Origin of the sequence: Lysinibacillus sp. PWR01 (genome assembly GCF_043359455.1) — a bacterium.
Classification (GTDB): domain Bacteria; phylum Bacillota; class Bacilli; order Bacillales_A; family Planococcaceae; genus Lysinibacillus; species Lysinibacillus fusiformis_F.
Genome location: NZ_JBHERJ010000002.1, coordinates 1 through 14,077 on the forward strand (window position 1 = coordinate 1; position 14,077 = coordinate 14,077).

At 34.0% G+C, this 14,077-nt stretch carries 13 protein-coding genes and 1 pseudogene; 7 read left to right on the forward strand and 7 right to left on the reverse strand.

Annotated features, from left to right (window positions below):
• Nucleotides 1-57: 57 nt before the first annotated feature.
• The 5 genes and pseudogenes from ACEVFT_RS00010 to ACEVFT_RS00030 form a co-directional block, all read left to right on the forward strand.
• On the forward strand, nucleotides 58-1,413 hold the full coding sequence (locus ACEVFT_RS00010; RefSeq protein WP_393947455.1) for an FAD-dependent oxidoreductase: 1,356 nt from the start codon (nucleotides 58-60) through the stop codon (nucleotides 1,411-1,413).
• A gap of 277 nt (nucleotides 1,414-1,690) precedes the next feature.
• Nucleotides 1,691-2,182 carry a GNAT family N-acetyltransferase gene (locus tag ACEVFT_RS00015; protein WP_393947457.1) on the forward strand — a complete coding sequence of 164 codons (492 nt, stop codon included), beginning with the start codon at nucleotides 1,691-1,693 and terminating at the stop codon, nucleotides 2,180-2,182.
• A gap of 27 nt (nucleotides 2,183-2,209) precedes the next feature.
• On the forward strand, nucleotides 2,210-4,081 hold the full coding sequence (locus tag ACEVFT_RS00020; RefSeq protein ID WP_393947458.1) for a TnsD family Tn7-like transposition protein: 1,872 nt from the start codon (nucleotides 2,210-2,212) through the stop codon (nucleotides 4,079-4,081).
• 124 nt (nucleotides 4,082-4,205) lie between these two features.
• Nucleotides 4,206-4,667, forward strand: a complete 462-nt coding sequence (locus tag ACEVFT_RS00025) for an SIR2 family protein (RefSeq protein WP_393947459.1) — start codon at nucleotides 4,206-4,208, stop codon at nucleotides 4,665-4,667.
• Between the two features lie 12 nt (nucleotides 4,668-4,679).
• A pseudogene (locus tag ACEVFT_RS00030) lies at nucleotides 4,680-5,639 on the forward strand (SIR2 family protein); the annotation flags it as partial.
• Nucleotides 5,640-6,441: 802 nt separating this feature from the next.
• On the opposite strand, the gene ACEVFT_RS00035 reads toward ACEVFT_RS00030, so the two are convergent.
• From ACEVFT_RS00035 to ACEVFT_RS00065, 7 genes are all read right to left on the reverse strand, one after another.
• On the reverse strand, nucleotides 6,442-7,122 hold the full coding sequence (locus ACEVFT_RS00035) for a CPBP family intramembrane glutamic endopeptidase (protein ID WP_393947460.1): 681 nt from the start codon (nucleotides 7,120-7,122) through the stop codon (nucleotides 6,442-6,444).
• Nucleotides 7,123-7,249: 127 nt separating this feature from the next.
• Nucleotides 7,250-8,008 carry an ABC-2 transporter permease gene (locus ACEVFT_RS00040; RefSeq protein WP_342441996.1) on the reverse strand — a complete coding sequence of 253 codons (759 nt, stop codon included), beginning with the start codon at nucleotides 8,006-8,008 and terminating at the stop codon, nucleotides 7,250-7,252.
• A complete protein-coding gene (locus ACEVFT_RS00045; protein WP_393947462.1) occupies nucleotides 8,005-8,754 on the reverse strand; it encodes an ABC transporter permease in 750 nt (249 codons plus the stop codon). Before ACEVFT_RS00045 ends, ACEVFT_RS00040 begins: the two co-directional genes overlap by 4 nt.
• The gene (locus ACEVFT_RS00050) at nucleotides 8,751-9,464 is read right to left on the reverse strand and encodes an ABC transporter ATP-binding protein (protein ID WP_393947464.1); all 714 of its coding nucleotides are present in this window, start codon (nucleotides 9,462-9,464) and stop codon (nucleotides 8,751-8,753) included. Before ACEVFT_RS00050 ends, ACEVFT_RS00045 begins: the two co-directional genes overlap by 4 nt.
• Nucleotides 9,465-9,534: 70 nt before the next feature.
• Entirely contained in the window at nucleotides 9,535-10,560 is a 1,026-nt protein-coding gene (locus ACEVFT_RS00055) for a sensor histidine kinase (RefSeq protein WP_393947465.1), read from the reverse strand.
• Nucleotides 10,557-11,234 (reverse strand): response regulator transcription factor, encoded by a 678-nt coding sequence (locus ACEVFT_RS00060; protein WP_205446128.1) that lies wholly within the window; start codon nucleotides 11,232-11,234, stop codon nucleotides 10,557-10,559. Before ACEVFT_RS00060 ends, ACEVFT_RS00055 begins: the two co-directional genes overlap by 4 nt.
• A 28-nt stretch (nucleotides 11,235-11,262) precedes the next feature.
• Entirely contained in the window at nucleotides 11,263-11,550 is a 288-nt protein-coding gene (locus ACEVFT_RS00065; RefSeq protein ID WP_205446129.1) for a hypothetical protein, read from the reverse strand.
• Between the two features lie 1,043 nt (nucleotides 11,551-12,593).
• On the opposite strand from ACEVFT_RS00065, the gene ACEVFT_RS00070 reads away from it, so the two are divergent.
• Complete coding sequence (locus tag ACEVFT_RS00070; protein WP_393947467.1) at nucleotides 12,594-13,472, forward strand: helix-turn-helix transcriptional regulator; 879 nt, start codon at nucleotides 12,594-12,596, stop codon at nucleotides 13,470-13,472.
• Entirely contained in the window at nucleotides 13,472-13,747 is a 276-nt protein-coding gene (locus tag ACEVFT_RS00075) for a hypothetical protein (RefSeq protein WP_393947469.1), read from the forward strand. Before ACEVFT_RS00070 ends, ACEVFT_RS00075 begins: the two co-directional genes overlap by 1 nt.
• Nucleotides 13,748-14,077 lie beyond the last annotated feature (330 nt).

A 14,077-nucleotide genomic window follows, 5' to 3' on the forward strand; every position in this document is an offset into this window, starting at 1 on the left:
AAAAATATATTTTATATAAGGGAATGCTTATATAGAGAAAAAAGAGGAGAAGTTTATATGAAAACACTAAAAGTAATCAATCAAAATCAATCTTGTTGTACTCCTGCTCAGGACATTGAAGTCCAAGAGACTGTTAATAATTCCAATAAGAATTTACCGATTGTCATAATTGGTGCAGGTCCTATCGGGTTAGCTACTGCTGCTCATTTAGTAGAGCAAAACCAGTCATTTATTTTACTTGAAGCTGGCAATGAAATAGCACACAATATTCGTACTTGGGGGCATGTCACATTATTTTCCCCATGGCGTTATAACATCAATAAAGCTGCTAAATCATTATTAGAGGGATCTGATTGGGTAGAACCTAACTTAGAAACAATACCTACGGGGCATGAGTTAATTGATCTTTATTTAAAACCTTTGGCAGAGTTAACACAAATAAAACCAAGTATCCGATTGAACTCAAAAGTAGTAGGTATTTCGAGACAATTAAATGATAAAATGAAATCGAAAAATCGATTAAATCAATCCTTTAATATATATGTTGAAAAAGAAGATGACATCGATATTATTGAGGCAAAAGCAGTTATTGATGCAACTGGAACATGGGGGAATCCAAACCCAGCAAATTCTACAGGTGTTTGGCTGAAAAATGAGAAAGAATTAGTAGATCACATTGAGTACGGTATTCCAGATATAAATACGAATCCTAAGAGATATGCAAATAAGAAGATTGCTGTCATTGGTGGTGGTCATTCAGCAATCAATACCTTATTAGCTTTGGCTGATTTACAAAAAGAAAATCCTTCAACAAAACTTGTGTGGATAATGCGTAAAAGATCTGTAGAAGAAGCTTATGGTGGTGAGGAAAAAGATGCGTTGGCAGCACGTGGCGCACTCGGTATACGCATCCATGAATTGGTAGATACAGGTATGATTGAAGTAGTAACACCTTTCTATATATCACAGGTGAAAAAAGAAGAAAATATCCATATCGTAGGTACTATAAACGGAGAACAAAAAGTACTTACAGGATTTAATGAACTTATTGTTAATGCAGGAAATAGACCTGATTTTACAATGAACAATGAACTGCGTTTATCTATTGATACAGCAACAGAAAGTGTGCAAGCATTAGCGCCACTAATTGACCCTAATGAGCATAGTTGCGGAACAGTAAGAGCGCATGGAGAAGAAACACTAAGACAACCAGAAAAGAACTTCTACATTGTCGGTGCAAAAAGTTATGGACGCGCACCTACATTCTTAATGGCCACAGGTTATGAACAAGTTCGTTCAATAACAGCCTATTTATCAGGAGATGAAGAAGCGTCGACACGTGTGGAATTAGAATTACCAGAAACAGGCGTATGTAGTATTAATCTTGTCAATCAATCAAATTCATGTTGTTAATTGGAATGGGGGATATGTTTGTTTGATCAGCTATTTATAGTGGGAATATATTTATTAATTATTTTAATGCTTTCATATTTTACACTTGAATATCTGAAAAATAAAATTAGTAAGCAACATTTTTTAATATGGTTAATTTGTGTTTTTTTAACTGGACCTATAGCATTTATCATATATGTTATTTTGGACAAGAAAAAGGAAGCATAACTAAGGTTTATTTAAGTGACTGTTAGCGAAAGCTAGCAGTCCTTTTTGAACATTTGTAAGGGGGAATTGGATGGACACATTATTTATTCGTAAGATGGAGCAAAAAGATTTAGCAGAGGTATTAAGGATCTATAGAGAAGGAATTAAAACTGGGATGGCAACTTTTGAAACAAATGTACCCAGTGAACGAGTATGGGATGAAGGGCATCATGCAACTTTACGCTTTGTGGCAGAAATCAACAAAAGAGTGGTAGGTTGGATTGCGGTTTCACCTGTATCTACCCGAGCAGTATATTGTGGAGTTGGGGAAGTAAGTGTTTATCTATCTAATGATAATAAAGGAAAAGGGATTGCATCAAAGTTGTTAGGTCTGTTGATTGAGGAGAGTGAAAAAGAAGGCTTTTGGACGCTCCAATCATCTATTTTTGCAATCAATACATCAAGTATTCAATTACATAAAAAGATGGGTTTTAGAATTGTGGGTACGAGAGAAAAAATTGCACAGTTACATGGGAAATGGCACGATACCGTTATAATGGAAAAAAGAAATAATCTTCTTTAGAGGACATTTACTAGAAGGGGTTATAAAATGATTGCTTACTTTCCTAAACCTTATAACAATGAATTGTATTACAGTATTTTAGCTAGGTACTACTCTTATAGTGGTGATATTCTGCCTTCCTACACCTTAAAAGAACTGACAGGAGAAACTCGTAACATTAGTTTTGAGGTACCAATTGGATTAGATTATTTAGTAACTAAAGTAAAAAAATTTTCAAGTATCTACTCGAAAGAGTATTTTATAAATAATCACACAATTTTTCCTGTTGTAAGACCTTTTAAGAGAGCCGAGTGGACTCGGAAATTCTCAGAAGAAAAATATAATCTTGAAGCAGCAAGATTAAAATTGTTTGGTAACAAAGAGAATGACATAGAATCAAAAGAGCATTTATATTATTGCACTGAATGTTTAAAAGAACAATTTGAGAAATATGGCGAAGGATATTGGAATAGGCTACACCAAATCCCAGGTATATTTGTTTGTACTAAGCATCGGATAGCATTAATAAAACACTCCGTAAATATTCATAATATTCAAGATGTTATGTTTGTTTTACCCAGGTTTGAAGATACTAAGGTTAATCCCGGAAAATATAACAGTGATGTATTGGAGTCATTATTAAATTTATCCGAGGATATAGAGTACATATTTGAAGAAAATTTGGATACATTTGCTGAAAATTACTTTTATGAAAAATACGTAACACTTTTAGAGATAAAAGGAATTGCTTATCCTATGTTAAAAAGAGAAGATAGGTTAAAAAGTTTACTGTTAGATTATTATCCATATAGATTTCTTGAAATGCTGAATTCATCTTTTACCCAAAGTACCTCATGGTTGCCTAAATTTAATAGTATTAATAAAACTATTAATTTACATCCAATAAGACATCTATTATTGATGAGGTTATTATGTGGTTCAGCTCGTGAATTTTTTGAAAATGATTATGAATATAAACCTTTTGGGAATGGCCCTTGGATTTGTATGAATCCTTTCGCAGATCATTATTTAGAGAAGGTTGTTAAAAAAGTCCATGTTAGTATCCATAGAGGGAATAGAGATATTCAAGGTGATATGAAATGTAGTTGTGGATTTGTCTATCGAATAAGAGTGTGGGAAAAATCCCCACTGAACATAGAATATTTTAGTAATAGAATAATAGAGAGAGGTCATATATGGGAACAAAAGTTTAATGATTTAATTGAGCAAAGATTAACATTAAATGAAATCGCTCATCAGACAAGATTGTCTAAACCGACTATAACAAAAATTCTAAGGGATCGAGAAAGTAGAAAAGATTTAAAGCAAGTAGAAAGATATGAAAAGGTAAGAGAAAAAGCCACGAGTTATAAGAAGATATGGCTAGAATTATGTGAAAAATATCCCGAGTACTCTCGTCATGAATTAAATATGGCAAATCGAGCTGTATACACATGGCTTAGAAAGCATGAAAAGGAATGGCTAGAAGCAAATTCTCCGATGGTTAAAAAGAGGTTTGATAGGAAAAAAAAGGTATATTCTGTAGAAGTAGATTATGACTTACTAAGTAAAGCTCAAAATATCATTTCAACGTGGTCAGAACTGGAAAAAGAGCGAAATAAGTTAATAAGAAAATCTAAATATAAAATTCAAATTTTAATAGGCTTGGGAGGAAATACTAAAATCACTAGAAAGAGATACCCATTAACTTCAAACTACATAGATTCAATTGAAGAATCTCCTGATGAATTTAAAAAACGGAAAGTAAGAAATCTCCTTGAGGAGAAATTTAAAAATGAAATAGTTTCTTTAAATAAAGTAGCGGAAGCAGCATGCGTTAGGAAATACATTCGGGATGGTGGAGAGGAAATTAAATTGTACATAGAAAAGATGGTAAAAGAACATAATTTAAATAGTTAATAATATGAATATATTTATATGTATTCGACAATAATTAACATTACCCTTCCATTATTTATGGTATATATAGGACAATGATGGTAAAATAGTACTGTAATCATCAAAATTTAGAGGGGCTGAATACATGTCAAATTATGATTCGTATTTAGACAGTTCACTAGAATCTTTGAAACAATTTATAAAAGATATGAAAAGTAGACCAATATTATTTATTGGTTCTGGTTTCTCTCAAAGATATATTAACGCACCTACTTGGTCTGGTTTATTAAAACAATTAATAGATGAAAATCCTGAAATAAATAGGCCTATGCAATATTTTATTCAAGAACATGATGGTGATTACGCAAAAATTGCATCTGAATTGGTGGATTACTATCGTTCATATGCTTGGAATCACCATTCTGATGAAGAACAATTTCCTCCTTTTCTTTTTGAATCATCTTCTAAAAGCATCCATTTGAAGTATCAGATTGCAAGTATACTAATTAATCTTATGGAACGGTTTGATGCTGATTCTCATGGGTTAAAAGATGAAATAGAATTAATAAAAAAATTAAATCCTCAAGCTATAATTACAACCAATTAAGATAAGTTACTCGAAGCTTTATTTCCAAAATATGAGGCGATAGTTGGTCAACATGTTATCCGTCAGAAGAAATCAACAGATATTGGGCATATTTTAAAAATTCATGGTTCAGTTGATGATTGTAATAGTATCGTTATCGAGCAACAAGATTACGACTATTTCTTTAAAAAGCAGATATATTTAATTGCCAAGTTGTTTACATATTTTATGGAACATCCTATTATCTTCATTGGATACAGCTTAAGTGATGAAAATATAAAATCTATTTTGTATAATGTTAAACAAATTATTGATGCTGAAACAGAACCATTAATTGATAATATGTGGTTTATTGATTGGAGTAGGGAGCCAATTAATTCTGATACAATACCACCTAGTGAAAAATCTATTCCAGTAGGAAATGGAGAATCTGTTCGAGTTAATTATATTAAATTACACAAGTACGATAAGCTTTACGAAGCTTTGTATCAAGATTCAGTAGATATTGAGGTATTAAAACAAATCGAGGAAACGGTTTACAATGTAGTAAAAAGTGATACCATAACCAATTTAGAAGTAGACATAGCAAGCTTACGCTACTTAACAGACAGAGAAAGTTTCTTAAGTTCTATAACTACTGCATCAGCAGATGGTGAAGTTGCTGCTACAAGAACACTTGTTACATTTGCTGATATTCAAGATCCTAACCAATTAGCTGCTCAATTCACCCTTTCAGCAACAGAATTATGTAAGAGGGTATATGATGGTCAACTCTCTTATTGGTCTCACGCATATGATTTAATTGGAGACGTTTTTTTGCAAACAGGTGTAAATTTACGAGCAAGCAATAATAATTATCATGTAAATATGAATGGGGTTAGTAGGTTTTCAATGAAGATGGTCAATTTGTTGAAAAAAGTAAAAGACATGGAACCATACACAATTACTATAAATAATCGAGAAATACACTATCCCTCGAATGATGAAAATTAGAAGTAAAAAGCTCAGTTAGTATACATCTTTTTTGTAACACTTCTATGGATATATTATACAGATAAAAGAATTTTAGTATACGACTTTTTTGTAATATTTTAGATTCTTCTAACATAGGAATGCGCCTTTAAGCGCTTGAAAGTATACGACTTTTTTGTAACTTAACACGTGATGTGTGTACACAACTTAATTGTACCCTACACAACTCAACTGTACCCTAGTATATTTAAGTTAGTAGCTAATTTATGTAGGGCTGGTATATAAAATAAAATTAGTTGATTTTAGGCTTAAAAAGCTAGTGCCTTCCTCTATTGTATAAAGGAAGGCACTTTTAAATTATGGCTGTTTTTTTAAATTGTTACTGTTCAATCTTAATGGCAGAGTTAATCTACAAATGTTTGTAGATTGACTCTTTTTTGTTTTGATGTTTCGTAAGTCGATTATACGAATATTGATTCCTGTGATTTTCCATTCAAATCTTAACAAGAATGCTTGTTGTATTAAACTGCCCCGTTAGCGCCAGAAAAGTGCTGATTACAATCTTAGGAAATATACACGATTTAAACGTTAAGCCATAATCGTGTAAATATTGGTGTATCAAGTGTTTACGCTTCATGTATAAAAAACTGTATAAATAATGTTTATAAGAAAAGCCGCGAAACGTTGTTTTAACAACATTGATGGCTTTTAAATGTGCGCCAAAACTTGCGTTTGGGAACGCTTTTTAGTTTATTGATGTATACATTATAAATCCTTGTTGCACTAAAGTACCACGTTAGTTAATTAATAATATATTTTTTCACTAAATAATAGTAACAAAAAAATTATGCAACGCGTGCAACAACACAACCGACCATAATGAACCTGTCTTTTTATAGACAAAACCAAAAAGTAAACCTATTGCAAAAACATATATATGGGTCCCAGCTATAAAGAAATCATAGAATCCATTATTGTAAATCCAAATTGGGTAGTGAATGACCAAAAATAGTAAAGCAGTTACAATATTTGCTTTCCAAAAAGCCACTTTTTTATTGACTTCTTGTAAAATTAATCCCCTGAAAACAATTTCTTCGGCTAATCCTGCCATAAGAAAACCATTAAGGTAATCATCAATGGATAATGAAAATTGAAATGATTGCTGATTAATGATATATGTTTCAAAAGCAAAATATAAGCCAACTAACAGTGAAAGAACTACTCCCCAAAATAAACCTTTTTTAACATTAACGTTTACTCTTAAGTAGTCAAATGGGTTAGTATGTAAATAATATTTTATGTATAACCAAGTTGGAACAATCCATACGAACCCCTTAACCAACGCCTCTAATAATGGGGAGATTATTTCACCGAATGAATAAATGTAGTCAATTAACCATAATTCTTTAATTGTCCAGACCAAATAAAATATGAGTAGAAACCCTATCATTGCTATTACATCATTATTTTTCACTTTACTTTCAACCCTTAATTGCGATTCCATTTCTACCTCCATTAATGTAGTTATTTCTATTTTTGAATATTTACCAAGATTGCATTTGGGAACGTTATTTAGGTTTATTATGTATCTCTTATAAATCACTTTTTCCGGTAATTGCTGAAACCTAAACTTAGGCATCTCGTTTACGGAAAAATACAATAGCTACTGTAATAAAAATCAGTGTCCATAACATTGAAACACCTGTCCCTTGCATTGGTGTAAGGACATTTATTTCATCAGAGGAAGGCGGCATAAACATATAATATCCTGCCGTATCCGGAAAATAATTTTTAATACTGGGTAAAAAATCTTTCAATAATGGACTGACAATGAAATAATGACCAAGCAGTACCACTAAAGCAGGAGTGGTTCGTCTGAGTAGAGCACCTATAGCTGCACTGAGAAGGGTGGTTAATGTTAGATAGCCGGTTGCACCTACTAAAGTTTTAATCATAGCGTCTATTTCAATCACTAATGCTGTGTCTTTCATCATAATAAAAGCATATAGTACACCTGATGCAGCAATAATAAACGCCATAGGAATGGTTACAATTGCCAAAGCTAAATGCTTCGTGAATAGTTGAAACCCTCGCCAAGGGATCGTAGTTAAAGTAGTTCGAATCTGTCCACCCGTATACTCTGAACAAGTAGCTAAGATACCTAGAATAATGAACCCTGCTTGAAGATATCCCATAGAAGCAAGTCCTATTTTCAGTATACTTTGCGTTCCTGCTGCCCCTTGTAGACCAGCAGAAGTAAAAGCTGCTGCTAAAACTAAATTTAGAATGAATGTCCCCATAAGAGTGAGCCATACCAATGGTAATGTAACTAATTTTTCCAGTTCAGCTCCAAGGATTAGTGTTATCTTTCTACTAGAAGAGACACTCATGATGTAACGTCCCTCCTATGGAATACAATGGCTGCGACAATGAAAAGAACAGCTACCCAAGCAAACATGATTAAACCACCTTTGAATGGGGTGTGAAAACTGTCGCTCGTAAACATAAACATATCAACGCCAGCCTTATCTGGTAAGTAAAACGCTAATTTTGTAATCTTAGCAAGGAGGTAAGAGACTGTCACAACTGATGAATTTATTATGAGCATAGCAAGCGGGATAATGCCATTCTTAGTTAGAACCGTAATCCCAAATGCTAAAAGAGCAGTAAATATCCAGTAACAAACCGCGCCGATCAGTCTAGATGCTTCAAATGCAGGGGCGTATTCACCAAGAATAAGATTTGTTGCTGACACAGTTGTTAGAATAGCAACAACGGAAAGCAGTATGCTGATCACTGTCACTGCACTTGCTTTTGCCAGCAAAAAGTGGAAACGGGATGAAACAACAGTTAAACTCGTTGTAATCTGATTCCCTCCACCAGATTCACTGCTCTCTGTCAAATACTCACTGCTGACAGCAAGCACACCAAGAATAATGACACCTTGTACACCAAGACCTAAACCAATATAGCCAACTTCCGATAGACGTGTGCTAACTCCAGCTATAATCTTCTCTTTTTGTGCTGTACTGTCCAAGGCAGCAATGACCGCTGGGGCAAATGCTCCAATAAGAAAGGCAAGCCAAATACCCGGCAGGGAGAACAATTTAGATAGTTCCGCGTTAAATGCTCTCATACAACATCACCTGCATTTTTAGATGTTAGGGCAAAAAAAGCTTCCTCCAGCGTGGAATGATTACCTATTACTTCTTTCAATGTTCCGTTTGCAACGATTTTTCCATGATTAATAATCACCACATCATCAACAGTCTCTTCAAGCTCTCCCATTAGATGACTGGATAGTAACACCGTGTTTCCAGACTCAGCGCGTTCACGTAAAAATGTCCGAATCCAACGAATTCCTTCTGGGTCGAGCCCGTTTACAGGTTCATCTAAAACCAATATTTTTGGATCACCAAGTAGTGCAGCTGCCATTCCAAGTCTTCTTCCCATACCTAGGGAATAGTTTCCAATTATTTTACCGGCTACATTCGTAAGACCTACTATTTCCAAAACTTCCTCGACACGTGAGCGAGATAATCCTGAGGCACGAGCAATCCAACGCAGATGTGCTCGTCCTGTTTGCATACGATGAGCTCCAAATCCATCAAGTGCGGCACCTACTGTTACTAGAGGATTATGTAATTCTGCGAATGGCTTTCCATTAATTAGTGCACTCCCTGAGGTGGCACGATCTAATCCAAGCAGGATGCGAAGTGTAGAACTTTTACCTGCCCCATTCGGACCTAAAAAACCGGTTACTCTACCTGGTCTAGCTTTAAAACTGATACCTGATAAGATTTCTTTAGTTCCGCGATGTTTGACTAAGTTATTTATCGTAAGCAACCACAACACTCCCTTTCTGTTATGGTTCTAATTATAAAAAAGCAAAGTTAAATCTCGGTTATCTTGCTGTTTACTTCTGGGTTAACTTTAGGTTAACTCTACCAATAGCTACTCTTGTACCATTTCCATTTGATGTAAAGTCAGCTTTCAGCTTCATTTTTTTTAACATATAATTTGAAGCCGATAAACCAATCCCTGCCCCACCCTCGTAGGAAGAGTTATCCATACCTGGACCTCTGTCTGCAACAATGATCAGTTCTTTTTCTACATCAACCACAATGTTTGTATATTTTCCCTCTGCTGCATGGCGAAGAATATTCTGAAATAAATTATCCAGAACTCGTGTCATCCATTTAGGATCTGCTTCCCAATAAAAAGTCTTCTCTGTCGGTAAATCAACATCTAACTGAATTTCTTTTTCTTCAAATGCAGGATACCACTCAGCGACAGATGCTCTTACTAATCGTACAATATCTGTTGAAGTGGGATAAAAAGGATGTTTCCCTGATGTAAGTAATGTATATGAAAGTAAATCATCCATTAGATCTCCGACTCTTGTAATTGTATGGTTCATCTCTGCTAATGAGTCTTGCTCTTCAAAACTCATTGATTTTTTATTTAATCTGGTGATATGTCCTCTCAAAATGGTAAGTGGCGTTCGTAAGTCGTGAGATAAATTCGCAATGAGTCGATGGCGTAATAATTCCTCTTCATATTCTCGCTTGCGACTGTATTCAAGCTGCTGAATCATCCAATTAAAAGAACTTCCTAACTGGTCTATTTCATCCATACGATCCGTTTGAACAGATATTGATTTAGGAAATGAATTATTATTAGCTGAAAATGACATGACTTCCTGTAAGCGGGTGAGACGTTTACGAAGTCTCAAGAAGAACAGCCAAGAACTTACAACAAATGCGACAATAATAAAGCCAAACAAAAGTACGGTAAAGTAAAACAGATTTAACATATTCATTTCTTTTTCATTGCTAACAGGAACGAACGCAGTGAAGAAAATAAGCACAAGAAGAGGAAAAAAGATAAATAGAAAATGGACTATTAGAAAACGACGAAATAATGATCTATTCTGTTTCATAGTTTCACCCGATAGCCTATTCCCTTCAATGTTTCAATAATTTCTGGGGAATCTGGATGACGTTCCAACTTTTGACGCAATCGATGGATATGCACCAGTATTGTTTTATCACCAGTTATGTAAGTTTCGTTCCAAATCGCTTCATAAATTTGCTCTTTTGGTAACACTTGATTAGGGTGGCGTAAGAAATACATTAAAATTTGATGTTGTTTCCCTGTCAATATAATTTCTTCTCCTGTGTACTTGTCATATACCATTTGGACTTCTGGATCTACTTCAATATGATTTCCTAATGCAATTCGTTCGGAATGTATACCACCACTTCGACGGATTAATACTTCTAATCTTGCAACTAATTCATCCGTATGGAATGGTTTCGTTAAATAGTCATCAGCAAATTGTAAACCATCTACCTTATCATCTATTGATGTTCTGGCAGATAATAGCAATATCGGAACAGCAGGAGCTGCCTTTTTTAATCGTTTTCCCACAGTAAATCCGTCTAAGCCGGGTAACATGATATCCAAGATAACTATTTCATGCTGATTTACTTCTTTTTCAGCTCCTTCGCCAGAAAGCAGCCACTGAACTGAAAATCCTCGCTGTTCCAATTCTCCTTTTACCCAACTGCCTATTTTCTCATTATCTTCAATATATAACACGCTTCTTTTCAAGTAACATTTCCCTCTCTAAATTTCAAATTTATCTTGCATCATTTACAGTAACAATTGGATGCTTTTGTGTGCCTTTGAAATTGCTTTCTATTTTTTTCTGAAAATTAATCTTGCATTCTTCATAATCTGTATCATTTTTAAAAAGTAATGAATCTGTATTTATAATCCAAGTTAATGATTCCATGTTCAACTTATATCTTTTTGTATCGCTCCAAAATTTTTTTCTCCCAATAGCCATTTTAGCATCAATAATTTTTTGTAACTTCATATCTAAAATTTCTACACTTTTCTTCATTCTAAGCCTAAAATCAGTCATAAATAATAATTCCCCTTTGCTTAATATTTTATTTGAATAAAGTGTATTCCCACCACTATTCTACCGAAAGTATGTATGGTAAAAAAAGTGAAGAAAAATAATTATATACTTCTATACAAAATATAAGTATGTTCTTTATAAGTAGACTCTAGCTAAACAAGCTTGAATGTAGTAATACTAAGGTTTAGGATGTTTACTTTAAGTTGTTCAATTGTTACTTAGAATAGAGTTTGATTATGGATGTTTTATCAAGATTTGTTGTAGCTTTTGAATAAAGTTTGATAAAAGATAAGTTGCAAACGCTGAATTTATACAGAAAGAAACCAACTGTTTTGAAACAAAGTTTGATCAAAATAGTTGGTTCTTTATTTATCTAGTTTGGTCTTTATAATAAAGATTGTTTATTTCGGTATGCGAATCTTCAATTAAAGCACTACACTATATTGAATAACAACATTCTTTTAGAAAACAGCCTTATAAAAAGTTTATACATACGAAAGCCTAATGAAAACCCTTAGGGACCCCCAATTAAAATTGAACCGAGATAACCTTTAGGGCGGCGCTTAAATTGAAATTTTTTCTCCGAAAGCAAAAAGTCAAATTTCAAAATACCTATACTTACTAGACTGAAAAAGGCCATGATAATGGCTGTGGTCTTTTAATAAAGATTGATAATTTATAAATAAATTTGATCGTTTATAATAAAGTTTGATAAAAAACCTGTATGGAATGCAGTTTTCTTATTCCACAATCGGGCCATATTATTGAATAACAATTTTTAAAGATGTATTACCAGACGACGCTTTGGGAACGTGTTTTTATTAAAACAAACAAAATTACCTTTCGACACAATAAGAGCATTCCTTTTCTATTTTAGTTGCGAAGAACAGAAAAGTTTTGTGAAGATATAGCTCGCCCCCTTAGATAATGGTTGTCTTCACCATATTTTAATCTCTCCTATTACCCTTATACTTACATTAGTGCAATAATTATCAAAAATATTCCTAATCCCTCCTGTATACTTAGTCTTGAGGTGAGCAGTTATGTATAGTGAAACAGTTCAAAAAATCGTGGATACATTAGAGGAGAACTTATTAACAACGTGGCAGTTGGAGCATTACGCAACAAAAATTGGCTATTCGAAATTTTATTTGACGCGTCAGTTTAAAAAAGAAACTGGTTTAACGATTGGTGAATATATTAGAAAAAGACGTCTGGCCGTATCTGCTTTTCTATTGCTTCATACTGATTACACAATCCTTGATATTTCGTTCGAATGTCAATTTCAATCGCAAGAAGCTTTTACACGTGCATTTAAAGAGCTATACAGCATGCCACCCGGTAAATACCGCCATATGATGCGTTCTTTATACACAAAGGAGGAACAGGAAATGACAACAATAAACGAGGTAAAAGGTTGGTTATTAACGGGGACAAACCCATCTGCTTATACAATGAAAGCCGACCACGAAGTGTTTCATACAGGCTCAAAATCTGGTTATCTTGGCTCTACATGTCCTGCTGAGGAAGGGCTATTTGGTACGATGATGCAAGTATTTTCCTCTGAAAATTGGATTGGTAAGCGAATGAAAATGTCCTGCTTCATCAAAACAAAAGATGCAATGAAATGCGGGGCTTGGTGCCGAATTGATACAAAAAATGGTGATTTGGTGCAGTTTGATAATATGGACAATCGTTCTATCCATGGTACGACAGACTGGAATTATTACTCCATTGTGTTAGATGTACCTGAAGAAAGCGCCGCTATTAATTTTGGAATTTTACTTGTTGGTTCAGGTGAAGCATGGATTGATGGAATTGCCTTTGAGGAAGTGGACGATTCAGTACCATCCACTAATATAGCAGGCTATGCTGGTGAATTACCGTTAGAGCCAGTGAATTTAGGGTTTGATGATTTATGATGCTACTCGATATACTATTTGATATCTACATCAACATCTACATCAACATCTATACGTCGTTAGGTTATGGAACAAAGAAACATAAAATTGAGTCAAAGATGGAAAAAATCAAATCCGACCATCCACAAGCCTATGTAATCTACATGCAAAACCAAGCCCTATTCGAAACAGATGCAGAGCTAAGTAAAAAGGTTTTGGACTTAGATGTGAAAAACAAAATGGCGGTCAACAACACAGTCAATGAGATTTACGCACTTTTTGCGGTTGCAGCTTAACGGCGACTGGCCAGATTTATAACGTTAAGAAAAAGCGCCACCAAAGTGGGCGGTTTTATATACATTCAAATTCAAAATAACATTCCCAAATGAAAGTTTGGAAACACATGAAAAAGCCACAAAATGAAGTTTAGTTATACTATCTAAAGGGCGCTTTCCTTGAATAGGAGAGTGTCCTTTTTCATGAAAAGGGCCATTTAATTGAATAAAATATAATAATTATTGGATGCGGAGATTGTGAAGAAAAGTACTTTAACTAACGAAGAAGATTAGTGAAAGAAAATGGTTTTATTACATAGGGAGTAGCAAGGGAATAATAAAAGTTGGCTT

What these genes read in the sequence shown, in the direction of transcription:
- ACEVFT_RS00010 (WP_393947455.1), top strand. Translation starts at nt 58, where the DNA reads ATGAAAACACTAAAAGTAATCAATCAAAATCAATCTTGTTGTACTCCT.
- ACEVFT_RS00035 (WP_393947460.1), bottom strand. Translation starts at nt 7,122, where the DNA reads ATGGAATCGCAATTAAGGGTTGAAAGTAAAGTGAAAAATAATGATGTA.
- ACEVFT_RS00055 (WP_393947465.1), bottom strand. Translation starts at nt 10,560, where the DNA reads ATGAAACAGAATAGATCATTATTTCGTCGTTTTCTAATAGTCCATTTT.
- ACEVFT_RS00020 (WP_393947458.1), top strand. Translation starts at nt 2,210, where the DNA reads ATGATTGCTTACTTTCCTAAACCTTATAACAATGAATTGTATTACAGT.
- ACEVFT_RS00025 (WP_393947459.1), top strand. Translation starts at nt 4,206, where the DNA reads ATGTCAAATTATGATTCGTATTTAGACAGTTCACTAGAATCTTTGAAA.
- ACEVFT_RS00065 (WP_205446129.1), bottom strand. Translation starts at nt 11,550, where the DNA reads ATGACTGATTTTAGGCTTAGAATGAAGAAAAGTGTAGAAATTTTAGAT.
- ACEVFT_RS00040 (WP_342441996.1), bottom strand. Translation starts at nt 8,008, where the DNA reads ATGAGTGTCTCTTCTAGTAGAAAGATAACACTAATCCTTGGAGCTGAA.
- ACEVFT_RS00015 (WP_393947457.1), top strand. Translation starts at nt 1,691, where the DNA reads ATGGACACATTATTTATTCGTAAGATGGAGCAAAAAGATTTAGCAGAG.
- ACEVFT_RS00045 (WP_393947462.1), bottom strand. Translation starts at nt 8,754, where the DNA reads ATGAGAGCATTTAACGCGGAACTATCTAAATTGTTCTCCCTGCCGGGT.
- ACEVFT_RS00070 (WP_393947467.1), top strand. Translation starts at nt 12,594, where the DNA reads ATGTATAGTGAAACAGTTCAAAAAATCGTGGATACATTAGAGGAGAAC.
- ACEVFT_RS00075 (WP_393947469.1), top strand. Translation starts at nt 13,472, where the DNA reads ATGCTACTCGATATACTATTTGATATCTACATCAACATCTACATCAAC.